Source organism: Kordia sp., assembly GCF_965224175.1.
GTDB lineage: Bacteria > Bacteroidota > Bacteroidia > Flavobacteriales > Flavobacteriaceae > Kordia.
Genome location: NZ_OZ245041.1, coordinates 2,686,424 through 2,705,297, shown reverse-complemented (window position 1 = coordinate 2,705,297; position 18,874 = coordinate 2,686,424). Strand labels below are relative to the sequence as shown.

Here is an 18,874-nt window from a genome sequence, read left to right as displayed (position 1 = left end):
AAAGCTACTCGAACTGATGTTTGATTGTAATAAATTACCAAATTATTGTAAGTCCCAAAGACTGTTTTCTTTCTTGAAACTTTTCAAATCTGTCCATTCACCAATTTTCTCTCCGTTCTTATATTTTTCAGCTCTAATGAGTTCTTCATTTTTGTAGCGTAAACAATAGCCATTTTTCTGATTATTTTTCAACTGACATTTATGATTTACTTTTTCATTTTCATCATAAAAAAGCCACCATTTACTTTTTTGACCGTTAATATAATGTCCTTCGCTTTTTTTGGTTTTGTTTTCGCGATAAAAGTACCAATATTTCGTTGGTTTCCCATTTTTGAAGCGTCCTTCTTTTTGCAAAGCACCATTTGGATAGTAAAATTTCCAATATTTTGTTTTTACACCTTTCTTCATCCAACCTTCTTCTTTCATTTGTCCACTATCATAATAGGTCTTCTGATACTTTTTTTGTCCGCTTACGCTGAATGTGATACACAAACAACAAATGAAAAATAAATGCTTCATGTTTTTATTAGATAAGAAGTTGTTTTGGTTTAATTGTCATAATAAATCACAGAAACTTACAGTTGAATCGTTAGTTTATGCATTTAAATTTTCAACATCTTAAGACAAGTTTGACAAATTTATTACTTGTTATTTCTAAGCATTTCAAATAAATCCATATCGTTTCCTAAAATTACTTCAGGAACTTCATGACGTGTTGCTCCATCATCTGGACCATTTTCTAATTTTAAAACTCCTCTAGGACATACAGCGCTACAAACTCCACAACCTACACATGACGAACGTACAATGTTTTGTCCTTTTTGTGCGTAAGCTCTAACGTCAATTCCTTGTTCACAATATGTAGAACAGTTTCCACATGAAATACATTGTCCACCATTAGTTGTAATTCTAAACTTAGATTTAAAACGTTGTATCAATCCCATGTAAGCCGCTAAAGGACAGCCAAAACGGCACCAAGTTCTATTTCCTAACATAGGATAAAAACCAGTTCCAATAACTCCTGCAAAGATAGATCCGATTAAGAATCCATACCATTCGTTAATTCTATATGCGTTGATTCCAAATAAGGTATTGTCTCCAACAGTTTCAGGAGATAAAACGATATTATAGGTGTTGTATCCTACGATAATAGTCATAATAATTGCAAAAACTAATACAGGATATATAGTCCAACGCTCTATTTTCCATGCAATTAATCGTTTGTCTGATAATTGACGATACGGATCTCCAAGTGTTTCAGCCAATCCACCACAACCACAAACCCATGAGCAGTACCAGCGTTTTCCATATAAGTATACGAAAAGCGGAACAAGTACAACCGATAGAATTACGCCCCAAAAGAACATGAACTTTCCTAAATGTCCAGCAGCTAAATAATTTTTTACATTCCAATCTGTCAAGAAATTATAATCTAAAGGCCAAGCGTTTTTCAAATCGACTCCTGGTAAATCAAATAATGGTAAAATTTCTACCAATAGGAAAGCAAATATGATTTGAAATGCCAATACAACAGCAGTTCTCACAACTTGATATCGATTGTGTCTATATTTGATAAACATACGAATTCCCATCACGATCATTGAAACTGTGTATAACAAACCGTATACAAACCACTGTGAAGCGGAAGCATTTTCAATAAATACACCTTTTACAGGATCTACAATGCTCGTCCAGTTGACAATTACAAAAGGGTAGAAGTACAGTAGTACATAAAATATGAATAAGAAGATAAATACAGAGATTCCAACCCAACCGCGATTGGTAGCATTATTTAAGTAAATCCCGTTGTTTTTGATTCCAGGAATTGGCTTTAGGAACAATCCTGTAATGATAAACATTAACGATCCAATGATTCCTAATCCGAAGGTTAAGAATAAAAACAATCCTTTGTTATCCACAATCGTTCCTGATGCAGCATTTTTTGTAATGTCAAAACGTGAATATTTATTGTCGTACAATAAGAATTCTTTCGCCAAGTTGCGATTTGCATCATTTACTTTGCTTGTTAAGTCGTTTTTAAATGCATCTACAGAATCATACGTTCTACCTGGACTATACATCCAATTGGTAGATTGATCTAAACTTGTCGCTTTTGCTGCAGTTAAATTCTGATCTAAGATTTCTTTTGTATACACAACTTTGCCACTTTTTGTAGCAGCTGCGATTACTTTTTCAGCTTCTTCAGGAGAAATTCCACTTTCCTTAGCAATATCATCAGAAACACGTTGGTTGTGTTTGTCAAACAATCCTTTTACATCGCTCATAAAAGAAAATGGATTGTTGTATGCTTTGTCTAAAATGCCGTTTTCTTTGGCAACTTTTGTAAATGTTTCGGTTACTCTTTCTTTCTTTCCACTAAAAGTTTGTGAAATAGAACGTTCAGATAAGGTATAATTTCCCATGAATAGCGTTGCAATAAATAACAACACCGAGGCAATAAATATATAGAGTCCTGCAATTCGTATGAATTTCATAATATAATTTTTAAGATGAGGTGATTAGTAACTGAAAATACGTTTCCAGCTTCTTTTTTTAGGTTTGATAGATGTTTGGTGCTCGTTGTTGAATTGTGCAACAATTTCTTTTTCGTATTGTCTGTAGAACTCAGGATCAAAATTAGCATCGGCTAAATGTTCTAAAACATATTCTACAGAGCGTTTTTCGTTTAACCAAGTATCAAAACTATGATGACGCATGCGAATTCCAAACGTATTGATTCCTAAGAATTGCTTGGTTTCTTTGTGAAAAGCAATGGTAATACAAAGGTGTTTTTTAGGATGTTTCCAATGAAAATGTTGTTCATACTCTGGTCGTCCACGTTCACCAAATACCCAACCATATGTTTGGTATTCAATATCTAAAAACTTTGCAGAATTGAACCAATGTCCTGGATTATAATCTCTAGGATTACCGCATAAAGTTTGTGCCAACGTTTCGCCCATCATACGACCTGTATACCATACGGCTTCAATTGGTCTGCGATTTCCAATAGCTTCATGTTGCTCGGCACAATCGCCAATCGCATAAATATCTGGAATATTGGTTTCTAGTCTTCGATTCACTTTGACACCGCGTCCGATTTCAATATTTGAATCTTTTAAGAAATCTACATTTGGAGAAACTCCTGCGGTCAGTCCGACCACTGTACATGGAATTTCTTCACCAGTTTCTTTGATAATAATAGATTTTACTTTCCCGTTTTCGTCTGCTTTTATCTCTTGTAAATTAACGCCTAAACGTAAATCAATATGGTGTTCTTTAATATGTTGATTAATCATTTCTGATTCGCCTGCTGGCAAAACACCATTCCAAAAACTACTTTCACGAACTAAAAATGTTACTGGAATATCTCTACTTTGAAGCATTTCTGCTAATTCAATTCCAATCAGTCCACCACCAACAATGACGGCACGATTACAGACTTTGTTATTTGGAGCATATTTCTCTAAATTTTCTAAATCTTGTTTGTGATACATGCCCATAACACCATCTAAATCTTGACCTGGCCAACCAAATTTGTTTGGTTTAGAACCTGTTGCTATGATAAGTTTATCATACTTCATGGTTTCTCCATTTGCAAAAACGAGTTCTTTTGAAGCGTCTTTTACCTGTGAAACAAACCCTTTTTTCAGTTCAATACGATTCTTCTTCCAAAACCAATTCTCATAAGGTTGTGTGTGCTGAAACTTCATGTGTCCCATATATATATACATTAATGCTGTACGTGAGAAGAAATACTCTGTTTCGGCAGAAATGATAGTAATTCTTTTATCGGAAAGTTTTCGGATATGTCTGGCAGCCGTAACTCCAGAAATTCCATTACCTATAATTACAATGTGTTCCATAAGGTGATTGGTTTTTATGCTTTCCGCTTGCGCAGAAATTGTTCGTGTCGGGAATTCTGTCGATAGTAAAGTTAAGAACTTATACAAGTACTTAGAATTTAGAATTATTATAAATTAAAAATTTAGTGTAAGGATTTTTAAAAAATAACAACTTGTGGGAGCTTGAAAATCAATTATATAATTAATGAATTTTTTTTTGAAAAGATTGTAAGTTCCTAAATGTTTTGTGGACTTACACAGCATTACAAATTGAAATTAATAATCATGAAACATATAACAATCACATTTATAGCAGTTTTATTTACAACCCTAAGTTTTGCACAAAATACAGACACTTTCTTTAAAGCTTCAGATGCTTTTCTAAAAGAATATGTAAAAGATGGACGTGTAAATTATAAAGCAATAAAAAAGAATGCTGCACAACTAGATGAAATTTTAGCGGCTACAAACAGTATTAAAGTAAGTAAAAGTGATGCGAATACCTATCAGGCTTATTGGATTAATATCTACAATTTGACTGTTATTAAAGGAATTGTCGAAAATTATCCAGTAAAATCACCGCTAGATATCAAAGGACTTTTCGATAAAACAAAATATGAAGTAGGAGGAAAGAAGATTACATTGAATGATATAGAGCACAAGTTGTTACGCGGACAATTTAATAATGATCCACGTTTTCACTTTGTATTGGTATGTGCAGGCTTAGGCTGTCCCCCGATTATTGCCGAAGCCTACATGCCAAATACTTTAACCAAACAATTAGATAGACAAACAAAATTGGCGCTTAATAGTGATGATTTTATCAAAGTAAATGCACGTAAAAAACGTGTACAACTATCTGAACTTTTAAAGTGGTACAAAGATGATTTTAGACAAGACGGAAACGAAATCGACTTCATTAATAAGTATAGAAACGAAAAAATCGCAGAAAAATCTAAAATAAGCTACTATCCGTACAATTGGAAATTGAATCAAGCGAAGTAGTTTTTGAAACGTTATTACGTGAAGTGCTAACAACGAAGTAATCTGCCACTAAAGAAAAAGATTGCCGCATATTTTTCCAAAATGCTCGCAATGACGTAATCAACAAATACACAAACAACAACACTGAGCGCTAACGCCAAAGGTTAACAATAAAATTAAAAACTAATTACAATACTAAATTAAATTACAATGAAAAATAAAAATCTATTTTTAACAATGCTTGCTATATTATTTGTAAGCTTCTCATTTGCCCAAGATCAAGATCAAGAAGATGAAGTAACTCCAGAAAGAAGTAATGTTCAAGAATTTACACCTTCAAAGTTATTGAAAAAAGGACAATGGGATATTAAATTCTTCAATAGTATTTATACACAAACTGAGCGTACTGATGAAGCATCAAACTCAGTAACTGTACCAAGAGAAACATTTTTTACAAGTACAACAGAAGTATACACAGGTGTTAGTGAAAGTAGAAGAATAAATGTTGGTTTAATTGTTCAGGTACGATCAAATACTTTTGGAGGCGCTGGTGCTTTAGATGTTTTTAAATTTAAAGACAATGATCAAGCAAGAAGTGGATTAACGGTATTAGCACCGTCAATTAGAGTGCAACCTTTTAAAAATATTTCGAATTTCTCATTTACAAGTTCGGTATATATTCCAATTTTTGAAGATAGAGCAAACGCTCCATATTTAGACAAGAGAAGTATTTTTTGGGAAACAAAATTCTTTTACGATACAACATTCGGGCAAGATAAATGGCAATTATTTACGCAAGCTGATATTGGATTGAACTTTGGAGAAAAAAGTACAGATGCAGATCCAAATACTTCTAACATAGGAGAACGTTTTGCAAACAATAGTATGTTTTTACCATTTGCAGCATTTTTAAGCTACTTCCCGTCAACGGAATCAACAGTATATGTAAACGCAAAACAAGCATTTTTAATTGACTTAGGAAACGAATTCTCGCAGAACTCAACTTCTGTAGGAATTGGAGGAAAGTACCAATTAAATAGAGTTTTAAATGTAGAAGCTTCTTTCGATAAATTTGTAAGAGGAAATAACTTCCAAGGTTTAGGACAAACTTTTAGCATAGGTTTAAGAGCACTATTTTAATAATAATAGTACATTAGGAGCCTAAAAATTGTAAAGAATGAAATTTAGGCTCCTATGTATATTTTTTGGCTTGATGCAACTTTCATGCACAAGTCAGTCCCAAAAAATAAACGGCGTAAGTTATGTAGCTGCACCAAATGCAATAAACCAAGCAAATGTTGATCCTGTTGTAAAATTACATGCAAATTATGCTGCTGTAATGCCTTTTGGATTTCTTCGAAAACTCAATGCAACCGAAGTAATTCATAATACAGATCGACAATGGTTTGGTGAAACGCGAAAAGGCGCAAAACAATATGCAACGCTTTTGCAAAAAAACAACATCAACATCATGATAAAGCCTCAAATTTGGGTTTGGAATGGTGAGTTTACAGGTTTCATTGCAATGGAATCTGAAGATGATTGGAAAGCGTTTGAAGCTTCTTATGAAAGTTTTATCTTAGAATATGCAAGCTTAGCCGCAGAAGTAAACGCCGAAATGTTTTGTATTGGAACTGAACTGCACAAGTTTGTAGCGGCACGACCTGAGTTTTGGAATCAGTTGATTGTAAAAGTAAAGAAAGTATACAAAGGCAAATTGACATACGCAGAAAATTGGGATGCTTTTGAAAAAGTTCCTTTTTGGTCAGCACTTGATTTTATAGGAGTTGACGCGTATTTTCCGCTAAGCGAAGAAAAAATACCAACACTAGAAACGTTGCAAGCTGGATGGCAATCGCACAAAGAAAAAATTGTAGCCTTAACCAAAAAGTTAGACCGTAAAATACTGTTCACCGAATACGGATATCGCAGTATGGATTACACAGGGAAAGAACCTTGGGATTCTAGCAGAAAAGGAAAAGTACTCAATTTAAAAGCACAAGAAATTGCGTTGCAAGCTTTATTCAATGAATTTTGGAAAGAAGACTGGTTTGCTGGCGGATTTATTTGGAAATGGTTTCACAACTACGAAAAAGCTGGCGGAATGAAAGATTTTTACTTTACGCCTCAAAACAAGCCTGCGGAAAACATTGTTAGAGAAAATTATAAAATACATCAATAAGAAAACAGCAATGAACACATTCAAAAAGATAGTATGCCTAAATTTTGGATTTTTATTATTTTTTACAACTTTTTCATGCCAATCTGACGATTCGGAAACTTCTGTGGATATAGAAAATACAACTACATTGTTGGATGTTATTGCAAATCGTACTGTAGAAACCGGCGCAGTTATCGCATGTGCGGCAAGTGATGCAACCAATTCAGCTATTGTAAATGTGTACTATTATGTAGAAAATGGTGCAACGAATGTGCAATTTTTTGAAACAAATTCAGTAACTGTTGATGCTAATAACTATGAAAATTATAGGCATTTAGCAATTACTTCGGAACCTCTTTTTGAAGGTTTTATAGAACAATTTACACGTTCTTTTCCAGAAGATCAATGGGTGATTATTTCCTATGAACTCAACGGAGAAGTAAAGCTGTCAAATCCAATACGAACTAAAAATGTTTCAAAACCTACTGTTTGGACAAATGAAGTAATGATTAATCAGGAAACTTCAAAAATGCCAAAATTTACGTGGCAAGATAACGCCAATGGTGATAATGCTATCTATTTTCAAGTCGTTTCAACTATTGATAATGGATTCATATCTGGAACATACACAAATGAAAATCAATTTCAGTACTACGACACTTCTAACGTAGTATTAAATATTACTGATGGAACTCCTATAGATTTAACGCTCAACAATTCGTATAAGTTTACTTTAATGGATGTTAGTCAAGATAATTGGGTAAATACAGTAATTCAGGATATCTTTGTAGCCGAATAGCTGTGATACGTCTTAGCAAATAATTAATCGCCTCGAAACAATTATAATGATCGATGAATTCATTCGTTTAAAATATGAATTAGATGAATAATTCCATCTGACAAAATCTGGATAACAAAAAGAACAGATGAAAAAAATACTACTACTTATCACTTTTCTTTCGATCGCTTTTCAAGGAGTTGCGCAAGATAAAACTGTCTTTGATGTAAAATTTCAAGGACAAAAAAAGAACAAAACGAGTTTTTTAAAAAAATACGTTAGTGTTCGAAATGGTGATGTATTAGATACACTTCAACTAGAGCAAGATGTGATTTTGCTAAAACGCTTGGCAGGTATTTCACATGCATATTATCAAGTCTTTAAGTCGCACGATAATCTGTACAATGTATTTTTCAATATAGAAGAAAACTTTACGCTCATTCCTAATGTAAACGTTTGGACAACAACCAACGAACAAGTAGCGTATAAAGTTGGATTGTATGATTATAATTTTTTGGGGAGAAATATCGCTTTTGGCGGATTTTACCAAAACAACGGATTTGACTCTTACGGAATCAACTTACGTGCGCCAAACTTGTTTTCGCGGAACTTTGGAGTCGCCATCAATCACCAAAACTGGACGAGTGAAGAACCTTTGTTCTTTGACGACGGATCTGCAAACTACAAATACAGCAATACAGCTTTTGAAGTATTAGCCTTATATCAAATAGGCTTCAAACATCAATTTCAATTTGGAATTAATGTATTCACAGAAGAATATGACTATTTAAATGGTTTGACATCAGATGCTATTCCTCAAAATTTATCGCTTAACAAACAAATGTTGAAGTTTGTATATCAGTATGATTCTTTAGATTACTACTACCAATACATAGAAGGTATTAAAAACACTTTTTACTTACAATATGTAACTACAGAAAATAACTTTCAAGACAATTTCTTAATTGGTTGGAGTGACTTTTTATATTTCACACGTGTTGGTGAAAAAGGAAACTGGGCAAACCGTTTTCGCTTTGGAGTTGCTTCCAACAATGCAAGTCCATTTGCGCCATTTTCGGTTGATAATAACTTAAATGTTCGTGGTGTAGGAAACATTATTGATCGTGGAACAGCTAGTATGGTATTAAACACAGAATACCGTTATACACTATATGAAAAAGGTTGGTTTATTTTACAAGGAAACGGATTTATAGACGCAGGAACTTGGCGAAATCCAGGTGGAAGTTTTAGCGACTTTACAAACAGTGAGAACTTTAGAGTGTATCCAGGAGTAGGTTTACGATTCATTCACAAGCGTATTTTTAATGCAATCTTTCGAATTGATTACGGACATGGAGTAACTAAAAATGCCAGTCGTGGAATTGTTTTTGGAATTGGTCAGTATTTTTAAATCTTCTTTTGTTATTCCTGTGTACACAGAAATCTAACTCAATATTCTACAATAAAATATCTCACGTAGAAATTCCTTAAATTTGTTAGTAACTAAAAACTCAATCTTGTGAAAACGATCTTTTCTATTAGCGCAGTACTTTTATTATGTCTGGTAAGTTGTCAAACATCTAATAATAACGATAACAATAATAACAACGATAACAATAGTAGCAACATTACATTTCATGCTTCACATTTACCAGAACGACAAAATACACCGTTTAGTGCCGCTGTAGAAACAGAAAACTTATTATTCTTATCAGGACAAATAGGAAAAGATCACAAAAAAGGAATGTTAGCACCTGGCGGAATTAAAGCTGAGACCAAGCAAGCGCTAGAAAACATAAAAGCAGTTTTAGCACAACACAATTCTTCCTTAGATCGTGTGGTGAAATGCACTGTAATTTTAGCTGACATCAACGATTTTAAAGATTTTAATAGTGTTTACGTACAATACTTTCCAAACAAACCTGCACGTACTACGTTTGCTGCTGGCGGATTAGCCATAGGTGCAAAAATTGAAATTGATGTCATAGCGGCAAAGTAGAAACACAAGTTATTACAGTAAAAAGACTGTCTAAAAACATTAAATCGTCATTCTGATTGCATTTCACAAAATTCAGTTTGCCGAAATTTAATTTCTTAAACAGCCTCTTTCTTTTACTCCTTTAGAGTAATTCAATTATTTAGCAATCTGGTGTCCAAGAAGTACAATCGCCACAATTTGAATGACTAATAGTTCCAGGTCTAGGATCAGAAGTGCAACTGTCACTCTTACAATCATTTGTAAAAACAACTGTAGATTGCAATGTTGTTGGTAATGCTCCACCATTCACAATTGTTTTTTGCAAATCGGAAATTGTAGCTTTTCTTAATGCTAATACAGAATTAACTTTTTGTTTTTTCATAATTTTTAAGTTTTTATTATTTGTGTTAAATAGTTTGTATTCAATAGTTTTGTTACCCTGTAATTTCTTTTTTTTAGAATAATTTCATCTTTTTTGTAACATATTTCCAAAGTTGATACTTACGGAGCAAATAGAAATTAATTGAACACTAAGATCTATTCAGCTGAAAAATATCTTTTGTGATAAAAAACAAAAACATGAAAAAACTAATTGTATTAATCTGCTTTATTGCAAGCAGTTTTATTGGAAATGCACAAACTCAAAAACTAGAAAATTCCGTATTGTGGAAAATTGAACACAAAGATTTAGCAAAACCATCTTATCTTCTGGGAACGATTCATATTTTATGTGAAGATGATTTTTCTATTCCTGAAAAAGTTACCAAAGCCTTTAACGAGACAGAAAACTTAGTATTGGAAGTAGATTTATCAGACACCAAAGCGTTAATGGAAGCGCAGCAAAAAATGATTTCTACGGGAAAACTTAGCGAAGAACTATCAGCAGCACAGCAAACATATTTAGACAAATTACTGCAAAAAGAAATGAACATGTCGTTAAAAATGGTTGATAATTATACATTAATGAGTGTTTATTCTTTGTTGATTCAACAAAGTGTAAGTTGTCCTGTAAAGAAAATGTACGAGTTTGAATTGATCAATCTGGCAAAAGCAGCAAATAAAAAAATACAAGGTTTAGAAACCTTAAATGGGCAACTTGATTTTTTTGCGAAAGCATACCCAAAAGATTTTTTATGGCAACAAATTGAACTCTATGAAGAGTACAAAGAAATGTTTAAAGAAATGGTTGTACATTATAAAAATGAAAACATTAATGCATTGGTAGCCGGAATCAAAGATGAGCGTTTTTTTAATAAAAATGCTGAATATTGGATGCTAACGTATCGCAACACAAATTGGGTGAAATTGATGCCAGATATGATGAAAAAACAATCGAATTTATTTGCTGTTGGAACCGCACATTTAGTAGGCAAAAATGGCGTGATAGCATTATTGCGTGAGCAAGGTTACAAAGTAACACCTGTACACTAAAAAATACATCTTTGGAACTAACAGAACAAGAATTTCTAAAAGCAATTACAGTCCATAAAGGGATTATTCACAAGGTTTCTCGCATCTACTTTGAAGATGCGATTGACCGAGAGGATTTGGTGCAGGAAATTATCTTACAGTTGTGGAAATCACTAAAATCGTTTAATGGGAAAAGTCAATTCTCTAGTTGGATGTATCGTGTAGCATTAAATACGGCAATTGTATTTTTCAAGAAAGAAAAACGAAAACCAGACAATTATAAAATGCCAGCACATGTGCAACTAGCACAAGAAGAATATTCCGATGAGAAAGAACAACAACTAGCAAGCTTTTATAAGGCAGTTCATCAATTAAACAAAATAGAAAAAGCATTGATATTTCAGTTTGTTGAAGGTTTTTCTGGAGAAGAAATTGCCAAAAACTTAGGAATGTCTCCAGGAAATGTTCGTGTAAAATTGAATCGAACCAAGAAAAAATTAAAAGAAATTATAAAACAACAAAGTCATGGATTTTGATAAAATAAAAGAACTAATGGATGATGAAAATCAAGACGATTTTCAGTTGCCAAACAGTTTAGAAGACTTAAAAGAAAGTCAAATGCCTATTGCGAAAATTCGCAAAACAATGAAAAGTGAAATCGCGATGCAATTAATCTGTATTGTTATCTTTTTTGTATTTCCAGCAATTGTAGAAATGGAAGAATTGCCACGTGCCGTATATTTAATTTTAATGTTTATCACCAGTTTGATGACTTTGGGTTATTTGGCAAAAATGGTTTGGTTTTTACGTCGAACGTCAAATGTCGGACAACAAACAAAAGAAACAATTTTAAACTTCATTCACGATATCAAATTAACGATGGAAGTCTACAAAACTGGAATCATTGCAGGTTCGTTATTATTGCCAGTTTCGGTAGCCGCAATGTTTATGGGAACTTTACATGATGAAACAGATCGTTTTTCAGAATGGTTTTTACTACAAATGCCAACATCTACTTTGCTATTAGTAATTTTTGGCTACTTACTTTCATGTGTATTTATTTACTATATCACTGTAAAATGGGCAGATCAATTGTATGGTGTGCATGTGCGAAAACTGGAAGAAATTTTGAAACAGATGGAAGAGTAGATTTTAGACGCGCTGATGCTTTTAGATTTTTGGAATCGCTACGCTGTTAGATTTGACTTCGCCTTTTAGTTTTTTGATAAGCAGATTACCGCGTCACTAACTTTCCTCGTAATGACGAATCAATTTTTTAGTATTTTATAGAAACTCTATAGCTTCTACAAAATGTCTTTGCGAGCATTTTAGAAAAATGTGTGGCAATCTTGTTCTTTAAATAACGATGAGGTTTCAAGAAAATCAACTAACATACTTTTTATAATACGCATACAATTCTTCAGGTGTAGCACCTTTGGATTTTTTAATATGAATTACAGCAAAATGATATTGCAATTTCCAAGTTCCTTGTTCACGGTATTTTCGGGCAGAAGTCACAACACTTTTAGGAATTACGGTAAATTCTTCTTCGTCATACAAACGATGAATAAATTCGCAATCTTCATAAATAGGATAGTTTTCATTATAACCTTTCAATTCATGAAACAAGGACTTCATCACAAATAATGACTGATCGCCGCCGCGACACCAATTCACATTAAAACGTGTGAAAAATTGCGAAACTAACAATACAGGATGCATATAATCAAACTTCATTCGAAAGCAACCTGCTTGATGTCCTTCACGAACTTTTTCTAGAATTAATTCGTCAAAATGCTTTGGAGGAAATGTATCTGCATGTAAAAAATACAATACTTTTCCTGTAGCTTTTTGTGCGCCAAAATTCATTTGTTTGGCACGTCCTTTTTCAGAAGAAAATAGTTGGATACAAGTAGTTTCAGATGAAGCTTCAAATAAAGAATCTACACATCTTTTTTTTGAAAAATGCTGCTGATGATTCAATTTAGAAATGAAATCGCGTACAACTTCTATTGTTTTATCCGTACTTCCGCCATCAATCAATAAAATTTCATGATGTGGATGTTTCATGCGCGCCAACAAAGTTTCGAGAAGCGCAACAATTTGTGCTTCTTCGTTAAGAATTGGGATGATGATAGAAATTTTATGGAGCTTCATTTATCTTTATATACGTATCTAAGAACAAGTAGGTTTTTAGTTTATTCGTTTAAGGTCCAATCGTATTCTTTGTATTTCTTTTTTGCGTTTCCGCTGATTTTTACATCGCTGTATGTATTTAAAAAGTCAATCAAAGAACCGTTTTGTTTAAAATCTTTTGAAAACCATTTGAAGATTTTCGAAATTTCTATTTGATTTTTTGTGATGGTATTTCGTTTAGAATCTGCCAAAAATACTTTGGTTACTTGTGTTAACTGACGTTCTAATTTTTCTGAGGAAAATGCTTCATTCAATAATGGAGGACAGGAAAAAGAAGCACAATTGATTGCAAAATGAATTCTAGGTTCGTTCATTTTACGAAGAATTTTATGTTCTATTTCGTCTAAATTATACCATTTTGAACCTAACTTCCACAAACGTTGATTCCAAGGTTTTTTAATGTCTTTAATGCTTTCTAACGGATAGTTTCTCAGGATTAAATCTACGGTAAGTGCATTATACGCGTTAATCCAATAGGCTAATTTTTCTTCTTTTGTCCAATCATCTGTCGGTAAATTTTCCCCTAAAGAAGTAATATAAGCGCGCAACTTTGAACGATCCGTTTTAAAGCCTTTATAATTTACATTTCCAGAAGCAGTAACGTGTTTTTGTAATAAAACATTAAAAATATCGTGTTTAAAAGCAGGTTTTTTTTCGTCTAAAACGGTTTCTACGGTCACAGATTCTCCTTCTTCGGTAACATATCCATCAGTTCCTTCCTGAGTCGTGTCTACGTGATCAATAGGATGCTCTGTAATAACTTTTTCAGGTTTTGTATATAAAGTATCATTTTCAACTACTTTATCATGTTGCGCATTTACAGAATCTATAATTGCAGTAGTTGCAGATGAAGATGTTTCTTCAGAAGAATTTGTAACTACTTTTTGTTGCGTTCCACACGATATAAAAACTGCTGAAACTAAAAGTATGCATATAAATCGAATCATAAATTCTATTCTTTTTTCGAGTTGATAGGATAGATTTCTTGTTGAATGAAATCTTGAGGAAACGATTCGTCATTAGCAAAACCTAACTCTATATCGCGTCCGTTTTTTGGAATATAATTTGTTTTAAAAATATAATCCCAAATACTTAAAGTCAGTCCAAAATTTACGCCATACCTTACAGGAAGTTCTTTACTATGATGCCAAATGTGCATTTTTGGATTGTTGAGTATGTATTTAAGTATTCCATAACTCCAACCTAAATTTGCGTGGTTTAAGTGTCCAATGGCAATGGTAAAAAAGTATACAAATGCTACATGATTTACGCTAAATCCACCAATAATTGCCAACGGAATGTATAGCATAGATTTATAGACAACAGTTTCCATCCAGTGGAAGCGTAAATGCGCTGCAAAGCCCATTTCTTTTACGGAGTGATGAACTTTGTGGAAATTCCATAAAAAATCAACTCTGTGCAACATACGATGCGTATTCCACTGTACAAAATCTGAAACTACAAAGAAGATTAACAACCCTAACCAAGTTGGAAGATTGTCTACATCAAAGAGCTGAAAACTATCAATAGATAAACCAATAGTTCCTAAAATATCATTAAAAAATGCTGCGACTGTATTGGATAGTGCATAAAAAATGATGAGGTTAAAGATGAAAAAGTTGAAAAACATGTAAAATGTATCTAACCAAAAATCTTTACGGAAAATCGATTGATTTTTTCGCCAAGGAAAAACGATTTCTAATATCCAAACGATTAAAGAAATCGCAATTAAACCATAAAAATAGTTGACGAGATTGTGAAAAAAGATTTCATTTTGAAAGTAATTCCAATAGTCTCGATAAGAGTTTTGAATGATTTCTAGATACTTTTCCATAGCATTACAAAGATACAGGTTAAAATTGATACTTTACGCCAAACTGTGCTTTCCAACGAGAACTTTCAGTATCTACAACCCAAGGTGTAGCATCTTGAATATTAAATTGATACGTTGGTTGGTTGTTCTCAATTCCTTGGAAATTTAATAAGCTAAAACTCGAATTCACGACATTAGGAACAAAAACGAGTTTTCCCCAATTTCTGTTGACTAAATTTAATACGTTAAAAACATCTAATGACAAACTAATACGATGTGTGCCTTTTAATTTTAAACCATATTCAAAACGTGCATCCAATCGGTGATTCCAAGGTGTTTTTGCACCATTACGTTCTGTATATTGTCCACGACGCGAACGCAAATAATCATTATTATTGATGTAATTATTTAGGTTTTCCCATTGTTGTTCAGCAGTTGTAATCACAGTGCCATTACTATCAGTGATATCGACTAAATTGATTTCACTTTGGTCTCTTGGAACATATACTAAATCGTTACGAGAAGAACCATCACGATTTACGTCTCCTTGGTTTACAAACGAAAATGGACTTCCTGAAGTTCCGTTGTATAACATAGAAACTTGTAGATCACTTTTACTTGAAATATTGAATTGGTAACTATGTGAAGACACAATTTTATGACGCAAGTCAAAGTTAGAAAATGACAAATCTGGATTGTTTGAATTTATGGACTGATTCCACTCAAAGTTAGCAGCAGGCGAATTACGAACCGTACTTGAAATGTCTTTACTTTTTCCGTAGGTATATCCTAAAAATCCGTTGTATTGATCGGTTTTTTTAGTCAAACCAAGAGTTATATTATAGCGATATCCTTTGTTGGTATTTGTTAAAAGAAACACATTGGTAAAGTTTGGATTGATTTTGATAGCTTCTCCAGTAGCTGTAAAGTACGAGCGATTGTCAGCGCCAGTAAAGATTGCAGTTTCGTTTCTTCTGTTAATCGATTTAAAGAAGATTCCGTTGATGACATTGGTATAACTTCCTTCCACCGTCAATCCGAAGTTATTAGGCAATTTAAAATCGACAGCAATGTTACTTTTCCATTCACGTGGTAAATCAAAATCATTGTCGATCAAATTAATTTCTGTTAGGCCAGGTTGCTGACTTGCTAAATCTTCTACATTTTCTACAATTTGTGTCTCTCCTGTTGGGCGAATGTCTACATTAAAATAGTCTGTTCCAGAGATGTATTCCGCGTAAGCGAACCATAAATACGGAATACGACCTGTAAATAAACCTGTTCCACCGCGAACTTGTATTTTTTTAGTGTCGTTGAGATAATAGTTGAAACCTATTCTCGGATTGATTTGTGGCGTTGCATTGATGGTATTTTCAAAACGACTAAATTCAGGTGTGTTTTTTACTTCTTCGCTCACAGGAAGTTCATCTAATAATGCTTGACTGTCTAAACGAATTCCCGCAGAAACCGTTAATCGATCATTAAAACGAATTCGATCTTGTGCATAAAATCCTGTGGTTAAAATGTCTAAAGTTGCTGAAGGTGTATTGCTGACAAAGTCAAAATTATTATTGGAAGTTCTGTAAACTCCACGAATTCGTGAAGGTCTGTCGTTGATAAAGTTTTCTACAGAGTTGTATTGCCAACGTCCATTCCAAGCAGATAAAAAGCCGTAATCAATGTCATTGTATTGTACTAAAAAACCAGCGGTAAATGTGTGTTTGTTTTTTGTGTAGGTGAATTTATTGGTGATTTGAAACGTATTTAAATCTGTATTGTACACAGAAGCTTCTCTGTATGTTCCGGCAAAGATTCTATTAGAAGCATCTTGAATCAACAAATGAGGAAATACACGTCCATCAAATTCTCTGTCTTCCGTTACTTTGTTATAACCGATAGACAATACATTAGAAGTGTTGTTATTAAAGTTTGCATTCCATTCAGCAGTTAAACTATTGGCGATACTATTGTGTCGATATCCTTGATTTCCGAAGTTAAAAATAGATTCGTTCCACTCTAAATTATCAGAATAACTATTTACATAATTATTACGAAGTGTCAGTTTATGCTTGTCTGAAATATTATAATCTAAACGCGCAAAGATTTTAGTACTTGCGGTTTTTAAATCGGCATTTGTAAACGTTCCTGGATCATAATTGTAGCGCGATTGCAAGGTTTCTGAAATTAATTGTACCGTTTCAAAGTCAATATTGGAAGTAGCACTACCTGGCGCGTTTAATACAGGAAGACTGCTTAGTGCTTGCTCTACATTAATAAAGTAAAATACCTTATCCTTTTTGAGTGCGCCACCAATACTTGCTCCAACTTGAATATCATAGAAATTGTCTACTTCTTGGCGTGTTCCATCTGCGTATTTTCCAACCAAACTTTGATTGTTCCCAAAACCGTAAATAGATGTCTTTGTAGTATTCGTTCCGTTTTTAGTGACCAAATTGATATTCGCGCCTGTAAAGTTTCCAATACTGACATCAAAAGGCGTTGTTTTTACAGCCAATTCTTTAATGGCTCCAAACGCAATAGGTTGTGTTTTTGATAAACTTCCTGGAGTTCCATTAGCTGAAGATCCAGCGGCACCACTTGCAGGTTCTTGAAAACCAACAACATCATTATTTGCAATTCCGTCAATGTTTAAATTATTGAATCGATTGCTCGCGCCGGCAAAAGAATTTAAGTTTGCTTCAGGAAGTGTACGCGTTAAATCTTGAATACTTCTACTAATGGTAGGCGTTTGTGCAATTGTTTTTTTGGAAATAAGCTTTTCGTTATCCTTTTTAAAGTTAGATCGATCAACATTTAAAACGACAGCATCTAAGGCTTCATCTTCTTCTTTTAGTATAAAATCTTTCGTAGTTGTTGCACCTAAATTGATAGTGATATTTTCTAATGTTTCTGTGCGATATCCTAAAAAACGAACTTCAATTTTATAGGTATTTCCCGGTGGAAGATTGTTTACAATGTAAAAACCAGATTCTTGAGAAATACTTCCGTATTTAAAATTTGTTTCGGTGTCTGTGATGATGATATCTGCGAAAGCGATTGGTTGATTCTTACTGTCATTTATCTTTCCTTCTAATCGTCCTGTTGTTTCTTGTGCCTGTAATGTCAAAGAAAAAAGAAAGCATAACAAGGTTATGCGTAATACTGTGTAATTCATGTAATAATTTAAGTTTCGAACTAGAGCTGAATAGTCTGTAATTTACCACTAACCTTACAATTTATGAACATTTTTTTTAGATTAGAATGTATAGAAATAATGAGTTGGGTTATGTGCCTATAAATGACTTAGATATCATTATTAACTTCAATCCAATAATTGTCGGGATCTTGAAAATAAACTTGTTTTATGCCATCTTTTCGTATGTAATCTTTGTTAGGCGTATTGCGCCAATCAGAATAGAGAACGTTTATTTCTTCTAAAAACATAACAAATGCATTGAAGTTTGCTGTTGATAAGGCAAAATGTACTGCTTTGTTGGTTTTTATTTCCGCATCAGGACGTGGAATGATATGCAATTGTTTTCCATTGCCCATTGCTAACCATCTTGTTTTGGAAGTAGAAGCTGTATTTTCGATTTCTTCAAATTGAAATACTTTTTGATAAAACGCAACAGATGCGTCTACATTTTTTACAGAAAGTGCAATATGATTGAATGAAAACGTGTGCATTTGTAAAAGTTTAAATTAGTTC

General features: G+C 33.2%; 18 protein-coding genes. 9 read left to right on the top strand and 9 right to left on the bottom strand.

The window, feature by feature from the left end; all coding sequences use genetic code 11:
- Positions 1-42: 42 nt before the first annotated feature.
- The 3 genes from ACOQOS_RS11660 to ACOQOS_RS11650 form a co-directional block, all read right to left on the bottom strand.
- Positions 43-519, bottom strand: a complete 477-nt coding sequence (locus ACOQOS_RS11660) for a toxin-antitoxin system YwqK family antitoxin (RefSeq protein WP_420570632.1) — start codon at positions 517-519, stop codon at positions 43-45.
- 122 nt (positions 520-641) lie between these two features.
- Positions 642-2,495: a 4Fe-4S binding protein gene (locus tag ACOQOS_RS11655; RefSeq protein WP_420570631.1), complete on the bottom strand. Its 1,854-nt coding sequence runs from the start codon at positions 2,493-2,495 to the stop codon at positions 642-644.
- A gap of 24 nt (positions 2,496-2,519) precedes the next feature.
- Complete coding sequence (locus tag ACOQOS_RS11650; protein ID WP_420570630.1) at positions 2,520-3,866, bottom strand: NAD(P)/FAD-dependent oxidoreductase; 1,347 nt, start codon at positions 3,864-3,866, stop codon at positions 2,520-2,522.
- A 264-nt stretch (positions 3,867-4,130) separates the two neighbouring features.
- On the opposite strand from ACOQOS_RS11650, the gene ACOQOS_RS11645 reads away from it, so the two are divergent.
- From ACOQOS_RS11645 to ACOQOS_RS11620, 6 genes are all read left to right on the top strand, one after another.
- A complete protein-coding gene (locus ACOQOS_RS11645) occupies positions 4,131-4,850 on the top strand; it encodes a DUF547 domain-containing protein (protein WP_420570629.1) in 720 nt (239 codons plus the stop codon).
- A gap of 189 nt (positions 4,851-5,039) precedes the next feature.
- A complete protein-coding gene (locus ACOQOS_RS11640; RefSeq protein ID WP_420575118.1) occupies positions 5,040-5,969 on the top strand; it encodes a hypothetical protein in 930 nt (309 codons plus the stop codon).
- A 37-nt stretch (positions 5,970-6,006) separates the two neighbouring features.
- On the top strand, positions 6,007-7,011 hold the full coding sequence (locus ACOQOS_RS11635; protein ID WP_420575117.1) for a glycoside hydrolase family 113: 1,005 nt from the start codon (positions 6,007-6,009) through the stop codon (positions 7,009-7,011).
- Positions 7,012-7,021: 10 nt separating this feature from the next.
- Complete coding sequence (locus ACOQOS_RS11630) at positions 7,022-7,789, top strand: hypothetical protein (RefSeq protein WP_420575116.1); 768 nt, start codon at positions 7,022-7,024, stop codon at positions 7,787-7,789.
- Between the two features lie 127 nt (positions 7,790-7,916).
- Positions 7,917-9,179 (top strand): outer membrane protein assembly factor, encoded by a 1,263-nt coding sequence (locus tag ACOQOS_RS11625; RefSeq protein ID WP_420575115.1) that lies wholly within the window; start codon positions 7,917-7,919, stop codon positions 9,177-9,179.
- Between the two features lie 108 nt (positions 9,180-9,287).
- On the top strand, positions 9,288-9,767 hold the full coding sequence (locus ACOQOS_RS11620; RefSeq protein ID WP_420575114.1) for a RidA family protein: 480 nt from the start codon (positions 9,288-9,290) through the stop codon (positions 9,765-9,767).
- Positions 9,768-9,906: 139 nt separating this feature from the next.
- Here the strand turns inward: ACOQOS_RS11620 and ACOQOS_RS11615 are convergent, their stop codons facing one another.
- Positions 9,907-10,128: a hypothetical protein gene (locus tag ACOQOS_RS11615; protein ID WP_420575113.1), complete on the bottom strand. Its 222-nt coding sequence runs from the start codon at positions 10,126-10,128 to the stop codon at positions 9,907-9,909.
- Between the two features lie 197 nt (positions 10,129-10,325).
- On the opposite strand from ACOQOS_RS11615, the gene ACOQOS_RS11610 reads away from it, so the two are divergent.
- From ACOQOS_RS11610 to ACOQOS_RS11600, 3 genes are read left to right on the top strand one after another with little or no spacing between them, the layout of a single operon-like run.
- Positions 10,326-11,177 carry a TraB/GumN family protein gene (locus ACOQOS_RS11610; protein WP_420575112.1) on the top strand — a complete coding sequence of 284 codons (852 nt, stop codon included), beginning with the start codon at positions 10,326-10,328 and terminating at the stop codon, positions 11,175-11,177.
- 11 nt (positions 11,178-11,188) lie between these two features.
- Positions 11,189-11,692, top strand: a complete 504-nt coding sequence (locus ACOQOS_RS11605; RefSeq protein ID WP_420575111.1) for an RNA polymerase sigma factor — start codon at positions 11,189-11,191, stop codon at positions 11,690-11,692.
- Positions 11,682-12,305, top strand: coding sequence for a hypothetical protein (locus ACOQOS_RS11600; protein WP_420575110.1), 624 nt, complete (start codon positions 11,682-11,684; stop codon positions 12,303-12,305). Before ACOQOS_RS11605 ends, ACOQOS_RS11600 begins: the two co-directional genes overlap by 11 nt.
- A 234-nt stretch (positions 12,306-12,539) precedes the next feature.
- Here the strand turns inward: ACOQOS_RS11600 and ACOQOS_RS11595 are convergent, their stop codons facing one another.
- From ACOQOS_RS11595 to ACOQOS_RS11575, 5 genes are all read right to left on the bottom strand, one after another.
- Positions 12,540-13,313, bottom strand: a complete 774-nt coding sequence (locus ACOQOS_RS11595) for a TIGR04283 family arsenosugar biosynthesis glycosyltransferase (RefSeq protein ID WP_420575109.1) — start codon at positions 13,311-13,313, stop codon at positions 12,540-12,542.
- A 41-nt stretch (positions 13,314-13,354) separates the two neighbouring features.
- Complete coding sequence (locus ACOQOS_RS11590) at positions 13,355-14,299, bottom strand: DUF547 domain-containing protein (protein WP_420575108.1); 945 nt, start codon at positions 14,297-14,299, stop codon at positions 13,355-13,357.
- 5 nt (positions 14,300-14,304) lie between these two features.
- Positions 14,305-15,186 carry a sterol desaturase family protein gene (locus ACOQOS_RS11585; RefSeq protein ID WP_420575107.1) on the bottom strand — a complete coding sequence of 294 codons (882 nt, stop codon included), beginning with the start codon at positions 15,184-15,186 and terminating at the stop codon, positions 14,305-14,307.
- A gap of 19 nt (positions 15,187-15,205) precedes the next feature.
- Complete coding sequence (locus ACOQOS_RS11580; RefSeq protein WP_420575106.1) at positions 15,206-18,340, bottom strand: carboxypeptidase regulatory-like domain-containing protein; 3,135 nt, start codon at positions 18,338-18,340, stop codon at positions 15,206-15,208.
- A gap of 128 nt (positions 18,341-18,468) precedes the next feature.
- Positions 18,469-18,852 (bottom strand): VOC family protein, encoded by a 384-nt coding sequence (locus ACOQOS_RS11575; RefSeq protein WP_420575105.1) that lies wholly within the window; start codon positions 18,850-18,852, stop codon positions 18,469-18,471.
- Positions 18,853-18,874 lie beyond the last annotated feature (22 nt).